Annotated in this window: 22 protein-coding genes; 6 read left to right on the top strand and 16 right to left on the bottom strand. The window is 55.4% G+C overall.

Features of this window, described 5'->3' with window-relative positions; all coding sequences use genetic code 11:
• Positions 1–117 precede the first annotated feature (117 nt).
• The 3 genes from IB234_RS11835 to IB234_RS11845 all read right to left on the bottom strand — a co-directional run bounded on the left by IB234_RS11835 (position 118) and on the right by IB234_RS11845 (position 1,530).
• On the bottom strand, positions 118–768 hold the full coding sequence (locus IB234_RS11835; protein WP_192317700.1) for a DUF4339 domain-containing protein: 651 nt from the start codon (positions 766–768) through the stop codon (positions 118–120).
• 125 nt (positions 769–893) lie between these two features.
• Complete coding sequence (locus tag IB234_RS11840) at positions 894–1,157, bottom strand: hypothetical protein (RefSeq protein ID WP_192317702.1); 264 nt, start codon at positions 1,155–1,157, stop codon at positions 894–896.
• A gap of 10 nt (positions 1,158–1,167) precedes the next feature.
• Entirely contained in the window at positions 1,168–1,530 is a 363-nt protein-coding gene (locus IB234_RS11845) for a hypothetical protein (RefSeq protein ID WP_225580474.1), read from the bottom strand.
• Positions 1,531–1,765: 235 nt separating this feature from the next.
• Between IB234_RS11845 and IB234_RS11850 the strand changes: the two genes are divergently transcribed.
• Positions 1,766–2,113 carry a helix-turn-helix domain-containing protein gene (locus tag IB234_RS11850; RefSeq protein WP_192317703.1) on the top strand — a complete coding sequence of 116 codons (348 nt, stop codon included), beginning with the start codon at positions 1,766–1,768 and terminating at the stop codon, positions 2,111–2,113.
• Positions 2,114–2,118: 5 nt separating this feature from the next.
• Here the strand turns inward: IB234_RS11850 and IB234_RS11855 are convergent, their stop codons facing one another.
• From IB234_RS11855 to IB234_RS11870, 4 genes are all read right to left on the bottom strand, one after another.
• Positions 2,119–2,415, bottom strand: coding sequence for a hypothetical protein (locus IB234_RS11855; protein ID WP_192317705.1), 297 nt, complete (start codon positions 2,413–2,415; stop codon positions 2,119–2,121).
• 40 nt (positions 2,416–2,455) lie between these two features.
• Positions 2,456–2,953 (bottom strand): RadC family protein, encoded by a 498-nt coding sequence (gene radC / locus IB234_RS11860; RefSeq protein WP_192317706.1) that lies wholly within the window; start codon positions 2,951–2,953, stop codon positions 2,456–2,458.
• Positions 2,925–3,860 (bottom strand): hydrolase or metal-binding protein, encoded by a 936-nt coding sequence (locus IB234_RS11865; RefSeq protein WP_192317708.1) that lies wholly within the window; start codon positions 3,858–3,860, stop codon positions 2,925–2,927. The genes radC and IB234_RS11865 overlap by 29 nt, the downstream gene beginning before the upstream one ends.
• Positions 3,861–3,977: 117 nt before the next feature.
• On the bottom strand, positions 3,978–4,982 hold the full coding sequence (locus IB234_RS11870; RefSeq protein ID WP_192317710.1) for a YqaJ viral recombinase family protein: 1,005 nt from the start codon (positions 4,980–4,982) through the stop codon (positions 3,978–3,980).
• 156 nt (positions 4,983–5,138) lie between these two features.
• On the opposite strand from IB234_RS11870, the gene vapB reads away from it, so the two are divergent.
• Complete coding sequence (gene vapB / locus IB234_RS11875; protein WP_192317711.1) at positions 5,139–5,369, top strand: type II toxin-antitoxin system VapB family antitoxin; 231 nt, start codon at positions 5,139–5,141, stop codon at positions 5,367–5,369.
• Positions 5,369–5,773, top strand: coding sequence for a type II toxin-antitoxin system tRNA(fMet)-specific endonuclease VapC (gene vapC / locus IB234_RS11880; protein ID WP_192317713.1), 405 nt, complete (start codon positions 5,369–5,371; stop codon positions 5,771–5,773). The genes vapB and vapC overlap by 1 nt, the downstream gene beginning before the upstream one ends.
• Before the next feature lie 70 nt (positions 5,774–5,843).
• Here the strand turns inward: vapC and IB234_RS11885 are convergent, their stop codons facing one another.
• A complete protein-coding gene (locus tag IB234_RS11885; protein WP_192317715.1) occupies positions 5,844–6,812 on the bottom strand; it encodes a DUF932 domain-containing protein in 969 nt (322 codons plus the stop codon).
• A gap of 108 nt (positions 6,813–6,920) precedes the next feature.
• On the bottom strand, positions 6,921–7,193 hold the full coding sequence (locus IB234_RS23950) for a hypothetical protein (RefSeq protein ID WP_225580475.1): 273 nt from the start codon (positions 7,191–7,193) through the stop codon (positions 6,921–6,923).
• 332 nt (positions 7,194–7,525) lie between these two features.
• Between IB234_RS23950 and IB234_RS24140 the strand changes: the two genes are divergently transcribed.
• Together IB234_RS24140 and IB234_RS24145 are read left to right on the top strand one after the other, a co-directional pair.
• On the top strand, positions 7,526–7,993 hold the full coding sequence (locus tag IB234_RS24140) for a contractile injection system protein, VgrG/Pvc8 family (protein WP_192317717.1): 468 nt from the start codon (positions 7,526–7,528) through the stop codon (positions 7,991–7,993).
• A complete protein-coding gene (locus IB234_RS24145) occupies positions 7,960–8,259 on the top strand; it encodes a phage late control D family protein (RefSeq protein WP_318652004.1) in 300 nt (99 codons plus the stop codon). The genes IB234_RS24140 and IB234_RS24145 overlap by 34 nt, the downstream gene beginning before the upstream one ends.
• 72 nt (positions 8,260–8,331) lie before the next feature.
• On the opposite strand, the gene IB234_RS11900 is transcribed toward IB234_RS24145, so the two are convergent.
• Positions 8,332–8,592: a hypothetical protein gene (locus IB234_RS11900; protein WP_192317722.1), complete on the bottom strand. Its 261-nt coding sequence runs from the start codon at positions 8,590–8,592 to the stop codon at positions 8,332–8,334.
• A 266-nt stretch (positions 8,593–8,858) separates the two neighbouring features.
• Here IB234_RS11900 and IB234_RS11905 point away from each other — a divergent pair, with 266 nt between their 5' ends.
• On the top strand, positions 8,859–9,962 hold the full coding sequence (locus IB234_RS11905; protein WP_192317724.1) for an XRE family transcriptional regulator: 1,104 nt from the start codon (positions 8,859–8,861) through the stop codon (positions 9,960–9,962).
• 811 nt (positions 9,963–10,773) lie between these two features.
• Here the strand turns inward: IB234_RS11905 and IB234_RS11910 are convergent.
• The 6 genes from IB234_RS11910 to IB234_RS11935 form a co-directional block, all read right to left on the bottom strand.
• Positions 10,774–16,644: a DEAD/DEAH box helicase gene (locus tag IB234_RS11910; RefSeq protein ID WP_192317726.1), complete on the bottom strand. Its 5,871-nt coding sequence runs from the start codon at positions 16,642–16,644 to the stop codon at positions 10,774–10,776.
• A 12-nt stretch (positions 16,645–16,656) separates the two neighbouring features.
• Positions 16,657–18,681 (bottom strand): hypothetical protein, encoded by a 2,025-nt coding sequence (locus IB234_RS11915; protein ID WP_225580476.1) that lies wholly within the window; start codon positions 18,679–18,681, stop codon positions 16,657–16,659.
• An 80-nt stretch (positions 18,682–18,761) separates the two neighbouring features.
• Positions 18,762–21,302, bottom strand: a complete 2,541-nt coding sequence (locus IB234_RS11920) for a hypothetical protein (protein ID WP_192317730.1) — start codon at positions 21,300–21,302, stop codon at positions 18,762–18,764.
• A gap of 79 nt (positions 21,303–21,381) precedes the next feature.
• Positions 21,382–22,575 (bottom strand): DNA cytosine methyltransferase, encoded by a 1,194-nt coding sequence (locus IB234_RS11925; RefSeq protein ID WP_192317732.1) that lies wholly within the window; start codon positions 22,573–22,575, stop codon positions 21,382–21,384.
• A 378-nt stretch (positions 22,576–22,953) separates the two neighbouring features.
• A complete protein-coding gene (locus tag IB234_RS11930) occupies positions 22,954–24,342 on the bottom strand; it encodes a tyrosine-type recombinase/integrase (RefSeq protein ID WP_192317734.1) in 1,389 nt (462 codons plus the stop codon).
• 442 nt (positions 24,343–24,784) lie between these two features.
• On the bottom strand, positions 24,785–25,138 hold the full coding sequence (locus tag IB234_RS11935; protein WP_192317736.1) for a restriction endonuclease: 354 nt from the start codon (positions 25,136–25,138) through the stop codon (positions 24,785–24,787).
• Between the last annotated feature and the right edge of the window lie 467 nt (positions 25,139–25,605).

A 25,605-nucleotide genomic window follows, 5' to 3' on the forward strand; every position in this document is an offset into this window, starting at 1 on the left:
TTTATTGGTTGGCGATGCTGTAAGGCAGGAGCTTCTCTGTTTGGATATGGCGCTCGTTTATATTTTGGCGGTCGGCAAAAAGTCGGGCTTCGAAGCTCCAGTGTGATAATTATTTATTTAGTTGGAAGGGCCCCCTAGCGCTTCCTCAACGCTTTGTGGTGACCATTCTCTATTGGGGCTGTCTACTACAGTAGCGCTATCCGTTCCTATGTTGGTGATGATCATGAAAGCGAAGCAGATCATCCAGGTTATGAAATAGGCTAGATTGTGCTGCAGGATCCGCGTTCTTTGATAAATGTAGACGGGTGCGAGCCAAATCCACACTTTGAATCGGTCAGTGTTGATTCCGGCTTTTTGTAGGCGATTCTCATCCCAGACGGACAAGAGAATGTGAAGTCCGATGGTTATGTAGATGAAGTGTCCGCTGTCAACCGCTCTGAGCACGCGGTTCTCGTTACCGTTGTAGACGAACCCTGCCACGAAACATTCCAGGAAATAACCAAGTATTGGAGCAAAGGCCAGTACCCAGATAACAGCGTTGCTGATGTGCTTGCCGGTGAGTGGGGGTGGCGATATCGACTCAAGGTGATTCCGGAGCGAGGTTTCCTCCAATTTCACCCAGCCGCTAAATCCCTTCTGCCAAACAAGACTGCCATACCCGAGTCTCTTTGACTGAATCATCGAAATTATCGTAGCTTCATCGATGCCGCCTAAGCGCTCTCCTTTTTCCTCGTAGAACCATTTGTTCTCTGTGGATGTTTCGGACATGTCTTTAGATTCCAGTGTCAGTCAGGAGCCAGCCAAACCTAATTGGCTATCTGCTGTTTTTTGAGCAATTGTCGGATGGTTTAAAGTGGAGTGTTCGCAGCTCGGCAGATTGATTGTCCGCAGGACTATTCACTCCTGCATTCGAGTGCGAACTTCAAGGCGTCTTTAATGACGCGCTGATCGGGCGGGTATGCCCGGTTCATTTGTTGCAGTTCTGCAGTGGTATAAACATCTTGCAGCTTTTCAAAGACGCAAGAGCATGTTGATTTAGGCGCTCCTCCTTGTACGCATCCGGCAAGAAACTCGCCGCGCACTTTAGAGTTTTCATCGGAGCAAGCTGCAAGAACGAGCGATAGAGAGATGACGAGAAAGGCAGATTTTGATTTCACTGTAATTCCCTTAACGAAGAACCAAAGAGCAGCCCAAGGCGACGCCAATGATCAGGCCGATAACTTGTGGGCCTAACAGCCAAAAGAGCTTTAGCCAGATGAGGTGCAAGGCGCCGCCAGTGGTGTAGACCGCATCAGGTTGGGCGAACCGGCGTATGGCATCGCCTATCAGCGCGCCGACTAAACCCAGTACGGCTCCAGCCACTGCTGCGATCACCTTCAGGAAGATTCCCGCGCCGAGCACCATGGCAGAGTGGTTGAAGGTGACCATCAGGATCGACATGACAATCGCGGCAATACCCCAGCCAACAACTGCTGGGGCGAAGGGTGGAACTGGGGATGTGGCGTTAACCGTGTCGTTGTTTTCTTCCATGTGGAATACCTGTCGAGACGTGTTGAAGGCCCCGGATAGATGCCGGGGTCTTGTGCTTAAGAGGAGGTGGTACTGGGAGGGAGGCAGCGGGGCACTGGACGATTCCTTATCCGAACTACTTGGGAGGTTGAGTTTTCTTCTGAAAAACAACCTTTAAGGTTGATATTCATCTTGTGACGCACTTCATGTCAACAGGTCGATGCTCAACCATCTGGGTTGATCGGTTGGAGACATCATGTCCGTTGCAAACCAGAAGACTTTGTCGGAGGCAGTAGGGCGAGCGATCGCCAGACAGCGCCAGCGCAGCAAGCTGACTCAGGAGGAGGTGGCTGCTCGCCTCGGTGTGGGTAATGAGGCGGTGTCCCGCATCGAGCGTGGCGTCGTCATGCCCAACATCGAGCGCCTGGTGCAGTTGGCCGAGATCTTCGATTGCGAGACCGCGGACCTGCTGACGGGAGGCAGCTCCCGCCCTGAGGACCAGGCACGCAGGCTGTACGATTTGCTCTCCACGCTCAGTACCGAAGATCGCGCACTCGTAGTCGATATGATGGAGCGTCTGGTCGAAAGGCTCGGACGCGCCTGATCGATTTACGACGGTGGCTTTTCCTCGGCGCTGCCGAATAGCGCCCCACACTCCAAGCACACGTACCCGAACCTGGAGAGGTGAGCTTTCGTCACCCGCTCCGCGTTTCGAAGCGCCTCGGGATAGGCAGGTGCGATACCTGCCGCCGCACCCAGAAGCCAGATCAGGCCTCGTCTTGTTTCGTTAGTGTTCTGTGCGGCTTTCAGCGCGCTGTTGGCCAGCCCAATCAGCAGAAAAATGCCAACGGCAGCCTGCCGGTTCAGGATGACAGGGGAATCGCAGATCAAGCATTGCTTGCTCATGGTGGTAACTCCTAGAGGTTTGGTAGAGGGGGAGCAGGGGCTATAGGTGCCCCTGCTCAGCCAGCGACACGCAGCCATCACGCCCCACCACGACGTGGTCCAGCGTTCTTACCCCAACCAGATCCAGCGCAGCCTTGAGCTTGGTGGTGAGGTTTCTGTCCGCCTGGCTCGGCTCCGGATCACCGGAAGGGTGGTTGTGCACCAGGATCAGGGCAGCAGCGTTGTGCTCCAGGCAGACCTTCACCACTTCCCGGGGATACACGCTTGCCCCATCCAGCGTGCCGCGAAACAGCTCGTGAAAGGCGATGACGCGGTGCTTGCTGTCGAGCATGAGCAGGGCAAACACCTCGTGCTCGTAGTGCTCCAGCAGCGTCTGCAGATGCGTGAAGACTTCAGCCGGTGAGGTGAGTGCTCGACCTTTGCGCAGACGCAGATTCGCTAACTGTTTGGCCATCAGCAGGATGTCGGCTTCGGTGACAGGGGAGTCGACGAGGTACGTACCGGTGGCTTCACCGGCTTTCAGCTTGTGCAGTCTCATGATCGCCTCCAGAGGCCGGTGGTTGAGTATTGGATTGAGCCTCCAGCTTCTCGGCGAGCTTGTGGCTCACCGGGATTCGGGTTGGCTTGGGCGACGATGGGGTGGTGGTGCTGTCATTGGGAAAGAACTCCTCGACGACGGCGCGACCTTCCTCCTCACTGTCTTCGAAGGCGCCATTGGCAAACCCCAGACGTGCTGCCTCATCCAGTGACGCTTGATCGAAGCCGGCCGCCTGCCGGAGTTCGTCCAACTGCCTGGCTGCCAACAGCGCTTCCTCCACACCCCCACGCAGCGTGATATCGACGTAGAAGATGGGCGTGCCATGGCTCTGGCGAGTGGACTTGCCACGCAGGCGCAGTTCCAGGGGCAGACAGGCCAACCGGTTACCCGAGATAGCCTGCAGGTAATGCAGCCGAGCGGTGAGGGTGCGGATGCTGTTAAAACCCGTGGTGCGGAACACGAAGCTGCCCAGGGCATCCTCATCGCCGATGACGACATTCAGTCGCCCATAGGGCTTGCAGGCACCACCTTGGGCGAGCGAGCAGCCATCCGGCGAAGGGCAGGGCAGTGACTCAATGCCATCGCTACTGCGGCGCTTGCAGGTCTCGCCATTACCGACACAGACAGGACGTCCGGTCTGGCGATCGAACAAACTGTACTCGGCCCGGAAGTTGAGCTCCGGCTCGTTGAACAGCAACCGAATCGGGATACAGCGCAGCTTGTCCTCAGGTGCTTTACGCAACTCTTCATTGAGTGGGTGCAGCAACCAGCCATCCTTACCCTGAACCTGGGAGGTGATGGTGAACTGGTCATCCTTCTCCGGCAGACGCCGGCCTTGCTTCTCGACAACCTTGCCGATGGAAATCCGCCCGAGCACGGGCGGTGTGATCGCCAGGCCTCTCAGCATGGTGGTTCTCCTGAATGAAAAAGGGCCACCCAGGCAGCAGGACTGCCCGGATGGCCAAGGGGGAAATGTCGAAGGGGGAAACGAGAGAGAAGCGAGTGACTCGCCAACGCCTACCGATCAAGTGATCAGGAAGCGCCGGCTACCCGGTTTGGTCAGCGGATACTTGGCTTGCAGGTAGGGTTTTTCCTGGAGCAGACGCTCCTGATCGAACACCACGCTGTCCTTGGCCTTCTTCCAGGTGATCTGGCCGCTGCCGAACTTGGCCTTGCTCGCATCACCCATCGCTTGCTGCAGGGTTTGCTTGAGCAGCGACTCGCGCTTCTCCTGCTGGGCGATGCTGTTGCGCAATGCCTTGAGCTCCACATAGGCCAGGGTCAGTACCGGGTTGTGGCTGAAGTCCACGGTCTTGCCGGTGTCCTGCGGGTAGAGACAACGTAGAGCCTGGTCGGCCGAGTCCGAACCATCGGCGGGTGGCGGGGTGTCTGTGATCACGTATTGCCAAAAACGCCGCTCCAGCTCGATCAGCCGACTGATCAGCAGCTCATCGCGCTCGATGCGGTGGATCTCCAGCTCCTGGCCACCGATCAGTACCGCCACATCGGCAGCCTGTTTACCGGTGACGGCTAGCTGATGCATGACCTGCAACTGCACGTACTCCGGCACGCCTTCTCTCCAGAGGCGTGCGCCGTTTATGCCGGCAGTCTTGCACTCGAGAATCTGTACATCCTCGGCGCCGATCACCTCACGGTCGATGTTGGCCAACATCCAGGGCAAGCCAGGATCCGGATGCTGCAGCACGGCATTGAGTCGGCGTACTCGCCGCCCCGTGCGCTTGCTGTAGTGCGAGGCCACGATGGGCTCCAGTACATTGCCCCAGTAGCTAGCCTCTTCCTCGCTATTCGGATCTGGCTTGGACAGACCCGCGTCACGACCGGTCTTTTCCAGCCACAGCTCCAGCTGAGATTTGTACTGATTGAGCCCTACTGCAGCTGCAGCATCGGAGCTGCCGATGCCACGCTTGCGGACATCGAGCCACTCCTCGCGTGGCATGGATTTGGTGGCGACCAGACGCAGGGCAGGGCGCGGTTTAGGGTGCGGTAGTTCGGTCGATGGCGTGGCCATGTTCTGTTCCTTCCAGATAGCAAAACACCCGGGCAGCACAAGGGCTGTCCGGGTGTTTGATTGATGGGAGTAAAGGGCACGGAGATATGCCATTGACATATCACGGGCGGTTGTTATCGTGGGATATACGTAAGACATATCCCGTTGAGGTGTTCCATGGAGCAAGGTGCTGTTTTTCAGAGCAACCGCAGTCAAGCGGTGCGTTTGCCCAAGGCCGTGGCGCTGCCTGAGGATGTGAAGCGCGTGGATGTGGTTGCGGTTGGTCGGACCAGAATCATCACGCCCGCTGGCGAGTCGTGGGATAGCTGGTTCGATGGAGAAGGGGTGACAGCTGATTACATGGCGGACCGTGAGCAGCCAGCCGATCAGGAGCGAGAAGCCTTCTGATGCTGAAGTTCATGCTCGATACCAACATCTGCATCTTCACCATCAAGAATCGACCCGAACAGGTCCGAGCAGCGTTCAAGCGCCACCACGGTCAACTGAGCATCAGCACGATCACGCTGATGGAGCTCATCTACGGAGCGGAGAAGTCCTCGAATCCAGAGCGCAACCTGGCCGATGTGGAAGGCTTTGCCGCGCGGTTGGAGGTACTTCCCTATGACGGGCATGCAGCCGCTCATTCGGGGCAGTTGCGTGCCGAGCTTGCAAGGCTCGGTAAGCCGATCGGCCCGTACGATCAGATGATTGCAGGGCATGCACGTTCCCAGGGGCTGATTATGGTGACCAACAATCTTCGGGAGTTTGAGCGGGTACCAGGTTTACGGCTTGAGGATTGGGTTAGCCCCTAAGCGAGATGTACATCTTGCTGGATGACGTCCAGCCAGCAGCAACTGACTGGGCGTTTATCCTTAACCGATATCAAGCAACGAGCAGTAACGCCGCATCCAGGGCGCGCTGTTTGATCAGCGCTCCCTGGCCGAACCACGCCGAGTCCATGCGGTACTCGTTGCTGCGTGCTCGGCGTTCGTGATCAACGTACTCGGTGACAGCATTGAGCAGCCCCCAGGCAGTGCCGTTGGCCGACACCAGCTTTGCGCCACGTCCTCCGCCTTCATACAGCTCATGTACCTTGCGCAGCGCGCGCTCGTTGACGAGCTTCTCCGGGATCTCCTGATTGGCCTGCACATCGCAGAGCACACTCATGAAGAAGCTGGTGGCTTTTCGAGGGGAGACTTTGCGGTCGGCCAGCATGCGCATGCGGTACATGAACTCGTCCCATTGCGAGACGGCGATGCCCAGATTCTTCTTCACGGCGGCATGATCGAAGCGAGTGCTGTGCGGCACCTTGATCGCGCGACTGGTGCCATCGAGGGCGATGGTCAGGGTGTTGTTGCAGACCACACGCACCGTGGTCGGTGTGGCAGTGGTGGCCAGGGTGCCGTCGCAGGAAGTGGCGAGCAGCAGGTAACCATTCACCTGGTCGTTGCCCTTGATCGCAGTGCCCTGACCAGTACGGGCCAGCGCCCAGAACTTACGACCGCCCTTGAGTACGCCAGCGGTTTCCAGCTCGTAGCCAGAGACCTCGGTGAGATCCCGGTAGAACTCCAAAACCTCCCGAGGTTGCACGACCTGGTAGCGGTTAGAGACTACCGATAGCGGTGCTTTTGTGTCGGAGCGGAAGAGCACCTTCTGCTCGGGGAAGGAGTGGATGCTGCCCAGATGACCCAGCGACTCCGACTTGAAGTGAACGGGGCTTTCCTGGATCTGCCAGTTCATACCGGCTTCGTTTTGCCAGACCTCGATGGGCTGTTTCTGAGTGAGCTGATTGCCCAGACCATGCCAAGGAGCGGCGCCGGCATAGGCCATGGCTTCGACGAGATGTGCCATGTGGATTTCCTTTGGGTGCGAGCCGGCATAAAGCGCTGCGCAAGGCGCAGCACCGGCAAAGTGGATAAGTGAGTGACGGGCGGGGAGAAGCGGATCTAGAGGATCGGATCAGGCTGGTAGGTTGAAGCGGTGGCCGCAGGTCGAGCAGAGATTGTGGGCGAGGACGTGACGATCCAACTGGTCACCGAGCTGAGCGCCCAGGACACAGCCACCAGCACCGCCAACGAGGCCACCTAGGATTGCTCCCGAGACTGCGCCGAGGGTAGTACCGACAGGGCCAGCCATCGAGCCAATGGTCGCGCCAGTCTGGCTGCCTGCGAGGGCTGAGCTAACGCCGCGAGCGACACCGCCGACAGTGCCGATGGTGGCTCCGATCGTCATGGCGCAATGGGTCGATTGGATCTTGGAAGAGCTACAGCGAGGGCACTGCAATGACATGGAGAGGCTCCGTGATGGTGATGTCATCGCAGTAATGTGTGATTGATTTTTTTTTGGTTCGAATGAGTTTGGACGATTCAACGGGCTAGTTATTGTTGTTCTTGTGGATGGTTTATCAATCCCGTCCGATCCTCTGCCACAGAGGAGCAAATTGAGACCTGTTCGTCGTTTACGACAGTCTCGAATTGTTGTGGAGGGTCGGTTCGGGTGAAATCCGCGCACTGATCGTCGCTGGAGTGCGGCGTTCTGTTTGAAGCTTGCATGGAGGCGGGCTGATGAACCGAGTACTTAACGTCACCACGGTGTTTGGTGGCGATGCGCTGCGCTTCTCGACACTCGATGGCCGCGAGGAGATTTCCCGGCTGTTCGACATGGCACTGGTCATGAAGAGTGAACAGAAGGGCCTGGACCCCCAGGCCATTCTGGGCACCCCGGTGACGGTGGAGATCGAGTTGCCCGGTGGCGCGCGGCGTCATCTGAAGGGCCAGTGCGAGCAATTCGCCCTGGTCGGCAAGGAGGGCCGCCACTACCTCTACCAGGCCCGCCTCAAGCCCTGGCTGTGGTACGGCACGCGCCGCAGCGACTACCGCATCTTCCAGAACATGACCGCACCGGACATGGTCAAGCAGGTACTGGGCAACTACCCGTTCCCGACCCGTTCCCGACCCGTTTCATGCTCACCCGCAGCTACCGCGTGTGGGAATACTGCGTGCAGTACCGCGAGAGCGACACCCAGTTCGTGATGCGCATGCTGGAGAACGAGGGCATCTGGTTCTGGTTCGAGCACAGCGCCGGCGAGCACGTAATGGTCATCTGCGACGATATCGGGCTGTGCAATTCCTATCCGGGCTACGCCAGCATTCCCTACTTCGACCCGGACGTGACCTACCCGGACGAGGACCACCTCGATACCTGGTCATCGGGCGGAGCCGTCAAGCCCGGGCAGTACATGTCTCACGACTACAACTTCGCCGTCGCCACTCGACGCTGGGCTATCTCAGTCCGATAGAGTTTGAGCGGCAAAATACGAGCAGTAGATCTTAACTACCTGCCCACCAGTTCCGGGACAGACCAGAGAGATCTAGCTGTCGATAGCCGAAAACACGTGGCCGCAGGCTTGGCACTCGAAGTTGTCGAGCACGCGAGCATCGATTTGACCACCTAGGGCGGCTCCCAAGGGGCCAGCGACGGCGCCTAACGCGGCGCCACTTTGTGCACCACTTACGGCACCGGCCGCTCCTGTAGCAGCGCCACCGACGGTGCCGACGGTTCCGCCCAGCTTGCGAGCGAGATTGCGGGTGGTGATGTGCTTGGAGTTACACGCAGGACAACAGATCGACATGGTTCAGGCTCCTGTACCAAGGGAAGGGGGCTGAAGAGGGCGATGCCTGCCCGTCTTCCTTTGATGATTCAGGTCTGAGTTTTTTATTCGGACTTGGTAGAGATGCACTCGACAATCAGCATCGCAACATGGGGGCTCTGCTGCGCGTAGCAGTAGAGCCCCCATGGTATGGCTGCTTCATTCAAATCTTGCGAAGTAAAGGATTGCAAGATTTTCTTGCGTCAGCTCATGCTGATAACTATGCTCCGCCACCGAACGGAGGGAACATGCACAACCTCATTAAACATCGTCTTCACTACCTACGTGAGGCGCACCACTTCACTCAGGAAGAGCTGGCTCAAAAATTGGGCTTTAAGGATCGTCAAACACTCTCCCAGATCGAGAATGGCGAACGAAAGCTGAGCTCAAGTGAGTTGGTGCTAGCTGCCCATATTTTCTCTGTCGAGCTCGACTTTTTTACAGACCCCTTCGAGCTGGCAGGAGAGGGAAGGTTCTCTTGGCGCCAGAGTGGCACGCCTCCCGAGATTCTAGATGCATTCGAGCTGAAAGCAGGTCGCTGGATCGCGACCTACCGGCACCTTTCAAAGCTCAAAGGTAAAGCTATTAATTCAAGCATCCGCCGTTTAGCTCTCGACCGAAGATCTTCTTTCGAAGAGGCTGTTGAGGAGGGTGAAGCGATAGGCAGGCTTCTTGGCCTTGGTGAAGTGCCAAGTGAAAGGCTTGCAGAGTCGCTGCAAAAAGAGCTGGACACTTTAGTTCTAGAGGTGGATACGGCTCCAGGTATATCGGGGGCTGCCTGCCAGCTCACTCAAATGAATGCGATAGTTGTTAATCGCAATGAGCCACAGTCACGTCGAAACTACGATCTTGCTCATGAGCTATTTCATCTTATGACTTGGTCGACTATGCCGCCACCGCGATTCGACGATATTGTACCAGCCAGGGAAAATAAACGGGTCGAGCAACTGGCAGAGAACTTCGCAGCTGGACTTTTAATGCCTGGCGATGTGATGGAGCGCTACATTCAAGAGGCTGGGGGGCTCCCTAGAGGTGGGGAATTAGTTTCCTGGCTTAATACTACCGCTCAACGGCTGGGAGTGAGCGCTGTAGCTTTGCAGTGGCGGCTTGTAAATATAAAAGCTATTTCGATGAAAGATCGAGTGGCAGATGAGCTCCTACGTCACAATGGATCGAGCCCAAAGGATGCTGTGCCACCGAAATTTGGCAAGCAATTCATGGAGGTGATTGGCTGGGCTATTGATAATGGTCAGGTTTCAGTGCGCCGCGCGGCGAAGCTTCTCGATATAACGGTTGATGAGCTATCAACTATTTTCGAGGGCAATGGGTTGCGTGTTCCGTACGATCTTTGAGGCAGGGCGATGTTTGGAAGAGACGATATTGTCCTGATTGATACTAACGTGATTTTGGAAGCACACCGAGTTGGCTGCTGGAATACTCTGGCTGGTCGATTCAAATTGGTTACCGTCGAGAAAGTCATCGAGGAAACACAAACGGGCTACCAAAATCGCTCTCCCGAGCGGACTATCGATCTCTCAAAATTGAGGGCGTCTTTTCACCACATTGAGCCTATAACAGAGCTCGAACGCGCTGGTTTCATCTTGAGCTACAGGGGGGTCCATTTAGATGATGGAGAGCGAGATTTGGTCATCTATGCACTCAGGCTTCCAGTTGTACCTGTCTGGTATCTCAATAGCCCAGACCGAGCATCTATAAATTTTGCTAGCAGTCAAAATTGGCTTGATAGAGTGGTTTCCCTCCAGGAGATGGCTGACTTTGTCGGTTATAGAGCTAATTGCGGATATGGCAAAAATTACACAAAGTCTTGGCTAAATAATGCAAAGTTAGATTATCGGATGGGGAGGGTATGAAGTTTGTTTCATCTGTCTACTAAAGATCGATTAAGGTGCGGGCTATTTGTGGTTCAATTTTTTCCTGCGCATGATTCGCGCATCTAAATTTATCTGTGGGGTTTTTTGCAGGGTCGGATAGGTTATTCCGCTGCTTGATTATTTATTCAAGTACTCAAGTAGCCCAGGGGCTACGCTCATGCGCTCATCCTAGTTGGTGTATTGAACATGGCGTATTTAGCTCACTGATCCGGTGGATAAGCTGTCCAGTTCCCAGGTGGCCTGGTTATCAAACCAGGGCCACCTGTGCGACTTAGCGAGCCGACAAGGGAGACGTCATCGACTTGAGTGGGCGACGCTCCAAGTTGAATGTGTCCAGGAAACGCAATTCAGATGACCAGTCGGCTCCCAGAATGTCGGAAAGCACGTTCGATTCAAGACTCCAGAGCGGGTGAATGATCACATAGCGTGTTTCGTTCCCGCCCACTCGCTCGACCAGGCAAGACAATCCTGAATGCGGCAAGCGCTCAGTGCTCAAGGTACCAGGGCGCATCTGAGAGACATTTTCCGCCAACCATTCGGCCCGTGTATGCCAATCGCTGATTTCAGGATAAGACGCATCGTTCGGATTCAATCCACACGCATAGTCAGGTGTGGTCATAGATCGCAGATAAGCCAAGCCGAGGCGCCAGTCTAGAAGGCCGTGATAGCGACGGTTGCCATAGCGCTGAATGCAGCGGTAACAGGAGGTATGGCATTGCGTGGCGTGCTCCCCCTCTGCCGATGCACTGAGAAAATCGATCAGGGGCCACTGATCGTAATTTGCCAGAATGGCATCTAAGGTCTCTAGAATTTGCGGCCGGGTGCCTCCAGGAACGGTTTCTCCCAAGCGTCGGCAAAGGCCAGATCCGTTGATCAATGCATCGGCGATCTGGAGCATGGGCTTACCAGAGCGCACCCTCGGTTCAAGCGCCTCGAACTCATCGGCAGACACGTCCAGCTCAAGGGCTGCCCTCTGTACCAAGATTTGTGTCGCACTGATTGCGGCGGCGCGTACCGACAAGCGATTGTACTTACCGCGTCGCGCCACGTGCGCCAGATCTAGCTGTGGATAAATCTGGCTAAGTTCCAGATGAACCGATTCCGTTTGCTTGCAGGAAATCAGGCCAAACCGTGGCTGCGGATCTCCGACTTTACCCCAGCGCGTCTGCCCCCAGCTGCCGCTGCGCGCACTTTTGAGCCAGCCAGCCTCGAATGCTTGAGGCATCCCTTCTATTTGCGGGTGCTTCTTGGAGCCTGATGGTATTGGAACTCTTAGATCGAGGGCCTCTTCAACAAGGAAACCTTCGCCTTCGCCCTCTATGTTTGCGACACCATCGTTCATTTGCATGATGGTGATGTTGGCACCGTGTAGCACCGTTACGTTTCCGTGTTTCAGGCGCTCGCCTTCATGCACCAAAGTCGCCATGCTGCGTACGGACATACGACCAACGTCTTCTTCGTCACTCTTTGGATTGAAATCGGTTCGGAAACCTGCTGGCACGATATAGGGCTTGAAGTCACTTAGCTGGATTACCTCATGGCAGTCGTCGCATGGAACGGCCTCCTGCGGTAAGGCATCTCTGCGAGTCGCCGAGCCACAGGCTGGGCAAAGCGCCACGTGCATTTCTGATTCGTACCAGCGAGACAATGCCTTGATTGAAAGATCATCCTTTTTGAAAACTTGCGGGGTCGAAAGGCTGCCGGTAAATCCGACTACACGATGCTTTTGCTTGTCTTTCACTAGAACCGCGCCTGGCGCGTACTCGAAAACAGCTAAATCTAAGTCACGGTCCATGATGGACCATTCATAATTCTCCTCTTTGCCAACCTCCACCGAGCGAAGGCCAAGATATAGATTTCGAACGCGAGTGGGCATGCCATACATTGGCAATAAGCCCCATTCTGCAAAGAAGCGGGCGAGCCCCATCTCCGAATCGGGCGCGTAAGGCCTAAGATCTTCGATCTCTTGTATCAGAAGATCAGTACCCACCTGCTCGGCAAGCCGGACACACTGATCCGGAGCGAGGGAGGCCGCATCAATAAAGTTGTCGCGTTCACAAATTGTTTTGTTCAGCGCTTCGCGCAAACGCTTCGGCCAGTTCGCTTGTGCATTATGATAGTAGTCATGGGTAGAGACATACTCACCGTGCACGTCGGGCGGGATTAGTAGATCCCCTGGATACTCGTAGCCGGCCGTAACACACTCGTCTCGCAAATGCTTGAACGCAGCGCGCAGCCAGTTCTTACGCACCAGTCGCAAAGGAATGGGGTCATGATTAATGGCTAAGAAGGGGGGGGGAGGTGGGTCGCCGGTAATTGCGTGCGGATGCGCGAAGTAGTAGGCGTCGTGACTACGCCCCCGGCAAAAGGTTACAACCATTGAGAAGGCTTGACCTCGGCGACCAGCGCGTCCCACTCGCTGTTGGTAGTTGAATCGCTGTGGCGGCATGTTGGCCTGGTAAACAGTTTGCAAAGCTCCGATGTCAATCCCCACTTCCATAGTGGTAGTGACCGACAACATGTCAATTTCCTGGGCACTCTTCTGAATTTTGTTCTCGCCGTCGACGAAAATACCCTTGAACTTGCGCAGTCGATCCGAAAAATCATCTGTCTGTCCAGTCAACTCTTCTACGCGTAACCGGAATCGGCCAACGCCTTCATCTTGTCCGCGCACGATGCGGCTGCCTAGGAAGTTGTTGCGCCACAACTCTACCGCTCGGCCTGTTGGTTGTTCGGCCAGGACTTCCCCACAGCGAGTGCACTTGCCTGGTCCCCAATGCAGATGCACTCGTTCACAGTTGCTGCAACGCCAGTAGGGATCATTCTCCTCTGCGATCTTGAGGTACAGTTTACCGATATGAATCATGCCACTCGGATGCGCCAGCGCTGAGAGCTCGTCCAAAATACCGCTTAGACTATCGGCTGCAGAGCTCGCTCCGAACACTGCTTGGGCAAAGCGCAGTACTCGTTTGTGCTTGACGTCCGATCCCGTAACCCATTCATTCAAACTATCGCCATTGACATATTTGTTATCCAGGACGCGATAGGCGCCAGCGAACACACGGAGCCAGGCGTCTAAACGATCTGCTTTTGCTTCATCCCCATCCATAATGGACGGATAGGCTAGGCCAGTCTCTTCCAACGCAAAAAATGTATTGGCGAAAAGGACGTCATCGATCAGCTCATACTGACCGTCGAGAATTTCCTTATTGAGGCCTGCTTTCTGTACGTCATTAAGCTTTGGAGAGTAAACGATATGATTCCCTTGCTCGGCGAAGAGATCGTGCCAGCGTCTTCCTTCATAGGTTTTCTTGCCAACGCGATCGAATGGATGTACACCCAACGAGGCGAACTCTGCTGTGAGTGCACTAATGTCCATACCAGCACATTGCAGTAATTTGCCAAGCGGAATTTTTCCGCTGTTCTTCTGTCCGCCCGACGTCATTTGCTTGTTGTATCTTTCTACAAGCTTCTCCATCTCCACATTGTTGCCAGCTGCTGCGGCTACTAGCGACGGGAATTGTGCCGGATCAATCCAGTCCGCATTTGCCTGTTTGACTAATTCGCGTGCGGCAATTACTAGTACTTCACGTCTGAGATCTCTCAGATGCAGCGTTTCGATCTCTAGCGCCTGATTAGCAGCGTCCTGCCGACTGTCCGAGAAGACAATCCCCTTCCGCTCGGCCCCGATCGCATGCAGCAGTTCGAATAGTTCCGTTGCTACTAGCTGCGAAGTCTTGGTAACACCGGTACGAAATGCACGAATTGGTGAACGCGAACGACTGGAAACCGGTCTATTCGAGTAGTCTGTACCGCACTTTGGGCAACAGAAGGGCTGCGCCATCAAGGGGCCTGTCGCCTTACCATTGCGACCTTTTACCGCTGCCTCTGTCTGACGATAAAGGTAACCGTCGATATGTCCTGGCGGCACAACAGAGCCAGCCGACACCAGACCTGTTTCAGGGTTTAAGCTAGCAGCGTCCCAGGCGTCGTAGTCCCGTTCGGACAGAGAGGGTTGTGTTCGCCGCGGCCAGAAGACTGCAAACTCGTCTAGAGTCATCTTGTCGTAGTATTCGGAGCCGGTTTTTTCGGGCAGATTCTCGAGATCGGCTACCGATGGCAACAGTTCGGTTACGCTACTTTCCGCAATATTCTGCCCGCGCTGGCCTCCAATCAGCAGGTCGCCGCAAGCCTCGCAATAGAGCAATTCAAAAAGTCGACGGCCTCGCCCGCCTGCAACTTTTGGCATCGCGTAGGTCACGCCACGCTCTACTGTGAAATCACCGAATACTGGGATACCTCCATCGGCAGTAACCGAGGCAAATAGTCCCTCGATATTGCGGATGAAGGTATGGACACGAAAGGCAGGCGTGATAAGTGAAACGCTCGCTGGCCACTCCCCCGACTCAGGTAGTGCGCGCGACAGCAGCAGGCCGCGTAGAGCCTTATCCAAATCGCCGCCACCAGCCCGAAAGATGCTCGCAGCCATATCCGACATGGACGTAGCGCGCACTTCGTCTCCATCGAAGCAGGCCTTAGTCAGCACAGCCGCAGCTGCTTCAGCTAGCGCTTTGACCCGATCCCCAGCATTTTCTGCGGAGACGCCTAGAGCATTGGCTGCTTGCTCTATCGCCGGATTCATCGCCTCGGGGCTCGAGATCCTAGAAACAAAACCTTCTTTGTATTCCAGCGCCGTTTCGAGCAGGTCGATAAAGGGCTGCGGTTCGATCAACTTCGTGCAATAGGTTGGGATATGTGGGCTACCTGCCACAATGCAGTCATACCAGAAACTGGGGTCGTCCACTCCTGGATCGGTAGCATGGCGGCTCGTGCCATAAGGGGCAAACAGATCGCGCAGGTATGCCAATGACTGTAAGCCTTGTTCTCCATCGATCGGTAACGAAGCTGAAGAAGCTAACAAGCGTAGTTTGTAACGGTGCTCTGGCTGGTCGAGTCCGAGTCGCTGTATGAGTGTTTTTACTAAGAAGGCTGTTTCCGTACCAGCCGATCCTCGAATTAGATGCAGCTCGTCAAAGACCAGATAAAAATAAGCATCATCGTTGCTTAACAACCAATCACGCGTCTGCGTAAAGATTGGCTCCTCGACCTCCCGCGAGAGCATGGTCCCAAGCATCGAGGCGTTAGTAACCAGAATGTCCGGTGGGCTCTCCTGCATGTCCCAGCGAGAAACCATTTCGCCGCCATCTACAGTAGGGAAGATGTAGCGGGTCTTGTCCGGTGTTTTCTGTCCTTCGGGGCGAGCGGAAGCCTCTGTTTGGCTGTCGAAGGCGAGCGCCGCATCCTGGTCGCGCTTAAACCTCCGCATTGCTTCGCGGAGACGTGCGATACGCCGGGAACGACGCTGCTTTTCGTCTTTGTTCTCGGCAATGCGCGGGTGTCGCTCGAATCCGGTGACAGGGGTGGTGCTGGTGTACTGACCGAAGAAAATTCGGTTTCCTTTGAAGCGCTCTTGCATCACGTCACGTGCATCTTCGGAGTCAAGTGATTTGCGCAGGCGCTGCATCTGATCTTCGACTAGGGCGTTCATCGGGTAAATTACTAAAGTCCTGACCGCGCTTGGCCGGTTTTCACCCTTCCGCTGCGCCACCCATCGCGCCTTATCCTCCCGCCACCAATCTTTCTTCAGGTAGTCACTGTCAGGTGCAGTCCACGTCACTGCTTCATTGGAGATTGCAGCCAGCACGGGCAACATGAAGCTTTCGGTTTTACCGCTGCCGGTACGCGACGTGACGATGCCAGGCATACCTGGCAGCAGGCCGCGCTTGAGCATTTCAACCTGATGGTTATAGGGGGCATAGCGGGATTGTCGACGAATATCGCCCTCGCAGCGCTCGCCATCGAATAGCCCAGAAAGCGCCAATTCGACAAAGGAGCGCTTTCCCTCCCAGGACATAGGCGCGAGCGGACCGTCATTGCGTTGGGCTAGTTGCTCGAGGTTTTCTTTATGAGATTCGTAGCGCAGCACAGGCTCAATAAACGGCTCGGTGGCAAACACTCCGACTGCCTGCAGGAGGTTGCGTCGTGCCTCGGCAGCTACCGCATCCGAAATGCGAAAACTGGTCTCAACATAGTTGATGACGAAATCTTGGATGCGGCGGAAACCGCCTATTGGGTCTAGCACGGACTCATCTCCTTATGACTGTGATTGCGTGCTGCGCTGAGTTAAGAAAAATTCGGTGAGCACCGTTGGGATTTGCTCGTAACTAGTTCCCTGATTCAAGCGGATCCATTCAGTCGCTACGCGGGCCAGTCGCAGCGCATTCATCAGCGTGAGTTGACTCACCAGTGGTGCCACAGCCGTCATGGCTGGCGTGATGTCCTGCGGGCGCTCGCCCGGATCAAGTTGTCGAACATTGGTCGGAGCGAGGGCCATGGGGGCTAAGGCGGGTGCCGACGGAGCTATAGTCCCGCTAACCTGAAGCCATGGGACTTGGCTGCAAATCGACTGAGCCTCATCACAATCTTCGTCTTCGACCGTCGCACAGACTAAGAAACGCCTCGGAAACTCGCCGCGGCGCGTGCGGTCCACAAGCGCTGGAAGCCAGAACCTGGCGCCTGATCGCTCGGCTCGCTCGATAACCGCCAGCACTGTGGTCGGCGTTTGTCCGCTGGAGAGCTCTAGTCCATGGGTTAACGTGGTCGGCAATTGGGTACCTGCACGCAACCAGAGATCTTCGAAGGTAATGACAGTTGGGTCAGCCTCCAGGCGCACCGATCGCCCAGATGACAACAGCGCCTCGGCTGCCAGAAGGAAGTCCTGCGCTTCCGAGCCGTGTAGCACAGGCGTTTCACCTGCCAGCAGCAGCGCGAAAAACAGTGTCATCCGCTCTTTGCCCTCGGACGTTAGTAAGATGCAAGTCTTGATTGCTTGGTGCATGTCCCTGACGCCAAGGGTAGGGGCGTGCTGCGGTAGACTGAAGCGGAGTACCGACTCAAGCTTGACGCTCTTCGGCACGTGGATCGAGGCGGCATCCTCTTTGAGTCGCTCGATTTCCTTGACGGTCAGGGTTTCACATGCCTTGAGCTCTGCCAGGGATTGCTCACCTGCTTTAATCTGTCCATTGATCGTCTCCAGCGTTCCCCGTAGCGCTTCACGCTGTGCGGTGAGCACATCGACACCTTGCTGTAGCTCGGTACGTCGAGTTTCAAGCTGGGTTTCCAATTCCGTTTGGCGAGCTGCCACACGCTCTTCCATGGCCAGGATATTGGACTTGGTATCCTGCTCAAACTGCTTTTTCAACGCTTCATTCCGTTCAGTTTTCAGCGAGCGCAGCTGGGCGTCGAAAGCTAGCAATCGCTCCTCACGTAGCGCTACGACCTCAAGCTCCAGCTCATCCATGAGCGAGGCGCGGATGGCCTCGCGCTCTTGCTCAGCTATCGCTTGGGTTTTACTTTGAAGATGGGAGTGCAGCTTTGGGTCGTCTAGCAGCAACTCGGTTAACTCCCCGAGGAGCCCCTTGTCAGCCAGCAAGCGTTTAATCAATTCCCCTGAGCGCGCTGATTGCTGCACCGCTAACCTATCTTCAGGGCTGGTGCCAACTTGGCCCGTGGCCTCGTCCGCGTGGCGTTTCAACCAATCGATGACAGATTCAACGCTTGGGTCGTGAGCCCCTGCCATGGCGCGCACGATCCGCTTGACGTACCCATCATCTGGTGACCAGTCGAGCACTTGCAAATGTTCGCCAGCTCGTTTGCACTCGTAAAGGAGCACCTCGCCCGCGTCCGATGGTATGAGATGCAAGAACTCAGACTCGTATGCATACACATAAAAGTTTCCCCCAGTAGCCAACCGATATCGGTTGTCCGGTGAAAGGATTAAGTCGAGTAGGATGATGTGATCTTTGCTATACCGGATCACCCAAGTGGCGTTATAACTCGGTCCGTCTACGCCCTCTTCAGTTAAGAGACTGCGCAGTGCATCAAGACTTCCTATGTCCTGAAGATCCAGGAAGGGCGTGAGGTTACGATGGGTGGAAGCTTTCCATTTTCCCCGGAACTCTTTACGAGCAATCTGGATAATGAACCAATCGTTCTGGTGATATCCAGAAGCTTTCTGTAAATGGACTTCTACCTCCCCTGCCTTAGGAAAGAGCTTCTGTGGTTTCTCGAGCGGCGACCATCCGTCTTGCGACCGAATGGCAATGACTTTGACTGTCATAATGAGGTCGTGCTTTCTCACGCATTGCCCGGCATACCACGCCAAATTTGCCGCCATAGTTAATTCCGTATGAATAAAAACTAAAGAATGGGTGCCCCGTTGCGCCATTGCAGGCGTAGCCGACCAGTAGAGCGGCGGGAGCGGCTGACCAGCATTGGCGCATCCTGCGGCTCGTTTTGAGCCAGGCCGACGATACAGCCGGGCAACCGCCCGGCTAGCCAACGCACTACGTCATTGTTCGCAGGATAGAAATATTCCGCTCCACGTGGTCCGCCGTTGCGCAACATGCGTCGGCGCGTTTCTGTGGCCAGGGCATCAGGAAGTCCGCCTTCGTGCCCCCGAACGGCAATTTCCCCCTCCTCAGGATGCCATTCAAACAGCGGCGATCGGGCCAGCGAGTGGGCCGAGGTGATGGCAGCGGTACGCGAAAGATAGCGGTGTACGCAATTGTTGTGCTCTACGCTGTAGACATCGTGGTCGCGTTCTCCAATATGGGTCAGGCGCACCAGTCGAACGCCCTCTTTGATACCCCCCCCAGGCAGAAAGCGTCCTGCGGGCCAGGACCAAGAATCTGCTGGCTTATAGTGCAGGGCTTGATGTCGGGTTTCGGCAAATGCCAAAGGCTTCTCGTTTGGCGTTGCAGGTTCGGCTACGAAACGCCAGCCCAGAGCTTCGGCGAGTACTTTGGCTGGAACACCCTTCGCCCCGAGCAGGGGGGCGGCCCAAGGTGTAACTCCCAAACGCCGGAAAGGGATCCCACCCAAGCCTTCAGTAGCCAGCTTAAAAGTATCGATCATTCGCGCGCAGAGCGCGCCTTCGACCACCGCTAGGGTTTGCCCTCCCTGGTGGGCTTCGACAATGCTTGGCTCCTTTAGGGTCCAAACTCGGCCTTTCCAGCCAGCGCGCAGCCGCGGCTCGACGATGCCTGCATCTCTCAGGCCGCGCAGCAGGTGCCAGGGGTTCATGGTTACGTCGGCACACTCCAAAAGGGCGATAATCTGTGCTTCCTCCCATCCGCTTCGACCGCTCGCGTAAACCGCTTCGAGAAGATCCGTGCAGGCGGGTTCGTCTGGCTCCCATACCAGCGCGGCTTGCGTGCTGACCTCAATTGGGGCAGACGTGCCTGGCGTCCAATCGTGCAGTGGCGGCAGCTTATAGCGTGCGCCTTCAAACGTTGTGTATACGAAGGCGTTACTGACGAGCTGTAGGCGAATGCTCCAAGGCGCGTGCTCCTCATCACGTAATAGCGCTGGATGAATGATGAAGCAGCCCTCTACTGGTCGGGAGGCTTTGAGTTGTCCATGATCGATCTTCAGCGGAACATCCGTTACGCACGGCAATGCACTGCGGATGACATAGTCAGAGGTGTCAGATTCGAGAGTTGGCAGGAAGCTCGGACGGCCCAACCAAACCCCATTGCTACGCACGCCGCTGGACAGGCAAGGGCGCACGATTCTTTCCTGTTTGGGGCTAAGCATGTTGGCGGATTTGAGCGCACAATTGATAGCTTCAAAGGGCAAAGGCCGAGTTGTGATTGCCCAGGCATTGCCGTCAGTTAGCTCACCGAGCTTATCGCCAATTCTCCGCCTGTGCCGTTCTGCCACGGCCACATGTATGCCAAAAGCGGAGTCATTGGCGTCAGGCTCGGCCCGCCATCGGCCTGCACTGGCCAAACGGAAGAATATGATGCCTAACGCTGCGGCAGTAGACAGATTCTCACTGCGATCCGCTCCCGCGGACACCAGAGCCTCACTGAGTGATGCGAACGGCTCAGCTTCTTCGCCTTCATGACGACTGGCGAAGAAGAGAGCGCGCTTGTCTGCATCGAACAGCATTTCGACGGTAGCGTTTTGGCGTATTGGGCGCCCTGTTAGTGTTGAGGCCTGCTCCAGCAGGCGCCAGAAAGGGAGGCTGCCCAGCGCACGGCGCTGCATGTAGTAAGCGCTTCGAAACTCTTCAAACGCGCGGTGAAGGCCCCAGGAAGCGCGGCTGTCCGTCAGCTCTCGTTCAAACGCTGCAATGGTGACACGCGGATTACGTAGAGCATCTGGGCACTCCTGGCAGAAGTTAGCCAATAGCCGCAGGTCAGGTTTGCTAGGAAATGACAGGCGGCGTGTATATCCGATCTGCGACCAATGGCCAGGATCTGGCAAAATTAGGTGTCGAAATGGCTCGCCCGCCTGAATGCGCTTGTCGAGCCACCGCACCAAACTCTCCCACATCAGCGCAACTCCGCTGAGGTCGGAGAAAGGGGTCTTAATCTTTAGCCACTTCATTAGTTTATTGCGAAATTCACCACTTTGCGTTGTATTACCCTCTAGCAGGCTATCGATCAGCAAGGTAAATACGAGATAGGAAAAGCAGTTGGGAGCATCAGGTTTCTCATAACGCTGAGAGCCCAACCGCAGCGAATCCGCTAGGAGTGGGTCGCGCGATAGCATGAGGCGGAAGGCTTCTTCGACGTTGGGCTCACTTTCGGGGGGAGCGTTACAAGTAAGCGCTAAGGTGCGAGGGGTGACTTCGAAGGCTCGAATTGGGCTGGCGTCTCCATCCGGGCCGATGAGCAGGAAATAGTCGACGAGTCGTCTTTCCCATGCATCAAAAGTTTGCGGATAATTCACAGTTATCGATCCTTGATGGTAATGCAATGCCTGTTAGTCGTTTATATCCAAAATCAGCTAAAATGGGCAAAGGAATCGATCAAGCTAGCGCGATAAATTTCCTCTCACTACTAGCAGCTGCTATTTGCTCCCGAGCAGTGATAATGAGTGGCTCAAGAATACGGTCAGCAAGGAAGCGTACAGGAGGAATTGCTACACCGTCTCCTATTACCTTGAAGGCATGCTGATAGATTTCAGGTAGTTTGTAAGTTTCTGCCAGTCCCATCAGTGCCGCTGCTTCTTGCACAGAAAGCAAGCGAGTTCTGACTTGGCCTTTTCCCGCGGCTATGATTCTAGGGCGGGAAGCCCCCCCTCTTGGTGTTCTCAAACAACCCAGAATAGAGGAAAAAGTTACTTCCGCACGTTGTTTGTTGGTGCCATCCTGTCGGCGCATTCGTAAATAAAGACTGCCATAAGTGGTGCTTTCTGCAGTTTTCGCCTCTTCAAGGCGAGCTAAGTGGAGAGGTGTCATCATATTGATGAGTCGTTGAGTTTCTTCGGGGGTGTGCCATTCAACGCCATCAAGTTGAATCAGGTCCTCTAAAGCATTTTTTTTAAGTACAGGTGCTTCCCCCAAGTTCCACCAAATCCAATCATCATGCAAATTTCGGGGTAAAGACTTGTATGCGCGAAGCAGAGTTGGGGTGTGCCACAGTTCTGTTGCCATTCCACACGAAAGCCTGTGGGGGACTTCGATATCGTTCCGTATGGCTATAATAAATACCCGTGGGCGAGATTGAGGCAGAAATATCTTAGTGTCGATAATGACGGCGCCGTAACGATACTTCATCTCTCCAAGTCTTGAACATATTGCTGCAAAGTCACGACCTTGCTCAAGAGTGAGCAATCCAACTACATTTTCCAAAACTAAAAGAGGTGGCTGCTTCGACTCTTGGCGCAGCTCGTCGATCAAGTCAAGAAAAGGCCAAAGGGCCCCTGATCTTGTAAATTCTTCGCAACTGCTGCCGCCTATTCCTAAGCCATTTCCAGCAACTGACAAATCTTGGCATGGGAATGATGCCCAGGCTAAGTCACCAATACCTTTAAGGTCTGCGGTTTTTACTTCTCTGATATCGCGTCCATCAAAATGGCCTGGACCCCAATTTTTGATATATGTAGAAGCTTTAATGGTGTCCATGTCATTGGCAAATAAACATTGCCATTGCTCACCCAATCCAGCCCTGGCCATGCCCCCGCCAGCGAAAAACTCAAAAAAGCTATAGTTATTTTCCATCTATGCTTGCAATCCAACGATAAAAAGCGAGATTCAGCGTGCCTTTTAATTTGTGTCAGGGTAAGTATGCACTGCGTAAGATTTATATTTATCTAAATTTTGATCTTGATCTCAGGAGTGTGGGGCGTAGAGATAGCGAGCGTCAAGGCTAGGGGCTGTCCCTAAGTTTATAGTGTGAAGGCTCTCTTGCGTTCTCAATTATCGGTTGAGATTTTATGGGGGAGCCTAGCCCAGAATTCATGTGCGCTGCACGTCAATACTCATCTATGAGTCTTTTTGTTGGCATGATGTCGTGCGAGAAGCTTGTCAGTCGAGTCCGTCGACAGAATACTCGAATCGCCCCTAGTTTCGTAGATGTCCCTGGGGCTTATGATGAGGTTAATCAGGTCGTGTCGTAAGCGTTTCAAGCTTCTCTCCCAGGCGTCGCCAGGCCTCGGTTTTTTCCTTCGCATAGTCGTGATGGAGGTAATGTCGGCGCACCTTGGATCCACCCAGTAGGTGGTTCTGGCAGCGGTCGATTATCTCCAATGCTACCCCGAGCTCTTGCATCATGGTGGCGCCGGTTCGGCGTAAGTCGTGCGGCGTCCATTCCCCTTTAGTGCCTTTATTCAACACCAGTGAATCGTCGTGATGACGGCCTTTCAGTGGTTTACTGCGGTTTTTGAACCGACACTGACGGTCGCCGATTAGTTTGCTGACTGTTTTGGTGTCGACGTGGCTTTCCTCGCCCTTGCTGGGAAAGCAAAACGGCGTATGCCCAGTATCATTTTTGAGGCGCTTGAACTGTTCCAAGGCAAAGGCCGACAGAAACACATGGTGATCCTGACGCTTGCCCTTGTGCCCTTTGGTGGCCTCGGCGGGGATGAACCAGGTGCCTTTCTCCAGATCGACATGGCGCCATTCGGACTTGAGCAGCTCGCCGATGCGGCAGAGAGTGCTCAAGCAGATCCAGACGGCGCATTGCACGCGCGGATTGACCGGGCGGATGCCCGAGTATTTTTGGCCGGCGGGGAGGGCGTCGTAGTCGTGCTCCAGGCGGGCGAAGATATCTCGTAGCTCGCGGACTTCGTCAGGGGCGAGGAGGCGGTCGCGTTGTTCCTGGTAGTCGTGATCGAGCAGTTTGTTGACGTCTATTAGGTCAGCCGGGTTCCCGTCGGCCATCAGGGCGCGCCATGGCTTGCGTTTCTCGGCCCAGCGCAGCATTTGGCCGATGTCCTTGCTGCGGATCACGACGGTGCGGTTCAAGCCGCGGGCTCTTATCGAGCGTAAGACGTTGAGCAGATCCTTCTCCGTTAGGGTGCGCAAAGGCTTCTTGCCAATGAGCGGCAGCACGTCCTTGGTGAAGCTGCGACGCAGTTCGGTGTTGCCGTCCTGGCGTGATACGCCATCGTGCATCCACTCCTCGAAGAGGTCGGCGACTGTCTTGTTCTCTGCGGCCTGGCGTTCGGCTTCGGCAATGGTGGCGGCGATGGCGGCCTGGGCTTCGATCTTGGCGGCCTTGCGAGCGGCAGTGGGGTCGACCCCTTTGGTAACTGTCGCTTTCACTTCGTCGCGCTCGGCTCTGATCTGTGCAAGCGACTTCTTGGGCCAACTGCCTAGGCGATGATCGCGTTTGGCTCCATCCAGTTTGAATTCATAGCGAAACAGGACAGTAACGCCGCGCACACCCGCGCGAACCTTGGCGACCAGTCCGCCGTCTTCACGAAGCGTCTTGCCGTCATCGGCCGAGCTGAGCGCTTCCAATTGCTTTGCCGTCAGTTTCGCCACTCTCTACCCCTTGCTCGACTCGGTCGCCTTGGAATTTTGCCCCACTTTTGCCCCACCGAATTGCTTGGCTTTCGGTGGATCGTCGTGGAGCGTGATGGACGCTAATCTAGCCTGTATTCCCCGTATTTTCTAGGTTTTATGCGTTCCGTCAGCGTCTATGAGCGTCCAGGTACATTTATAAAATAATCGCATGGGGTGCAAGGGGTAGAGTGTCCGAATCACTCCGTCCTGACAAAAAAATCTAGAAAATCCAGTAACTTAGCGGTCACTGGATTTTTTTATGGGCGTTGATTTTATGTGCCCTCTTATTTAGGGCGCACATAGGGCACAACGCCTTTGAGGGTTCATTTTCTTGTGCCCTTCATGTACCCCGCACCAAAAGCAGCGGCCGCCGATCATGTACCCACACCACGCTGTCCAAACGTGGCAGCTTGAGCAGGCGCTAGGTCACGTCGACTTCGTGGTCCATCATCAGGTTGACCGGGCGTCGGCCATCAACAAGAACCATGCCTTCGACCGAGCGGGCGAAATCCACGGCCTGGGCGGAAAGCCAGAGGTGGTGATGAATACGCCGCGCTTGGCCTTCTGACCGGCAGAAGGCTTGTAGTTCCGGGTGGCCGACAGTGTTCTGCACATAGACCTTTTCCAGGCCCAGAGCATCCAGCGAGATCAGGCCATCTCCGCTACCACCGACCTGCTGTAGGTCTTCGCGCCTGGCGCCGTAGCCGAGACGGTGCAGTACATCCAGTGCGATGACTTCGAAGTGTGCTGGGCTGACCTGTAGCAGACTGTCCATTAGGTCGTCGGCGACACTGTGGCGCTCAGCTCCTTCTGAGCCTGCTCCAGACGTTCTTCGGGGCTAGTGCTGGCGGCGCTCGTTGGCGGGGGCGTGTCGAGACTCGGAGTCTAGCGCTACGGCATCGCTGGCAGTTTCAGCTTCACGTCAATAAGCGCTAGAGCAAGATATTCGATTTGCTCGGCTGGGTACCCCTGAGCAAAAGTCGGTGAGCCTCCATCGTCCTCGTTTGGCGCTGCTGGATAGCCCTGCGCACTTGAGTCGGTCGTGTGCCCATGCAGGCGTAACCCCTTCTATAATATTGAAGGGGCAGATAGCTTCAGAGTCTTTTCAGAAAGGTGTTGACGGTTAGATTTGTCTCCCTATAATGCGCACCTGTTCCGGCGCGGCCTGATCTGAAAACTCCTTTATAAACAAGAAGTTATACGAAATTAAGGGTTGCGTTGGCGGCGAATTCGAGTAGAATG

The organism is Pseudomonas sp. PDM16 (assembly GCF_014851865.1).
GTDB lineage: Bacteria > Pseudomonadota > Gammaproteobacteria > Pseudomonadales > Pseudomonadaceae > Aquipseudomonas.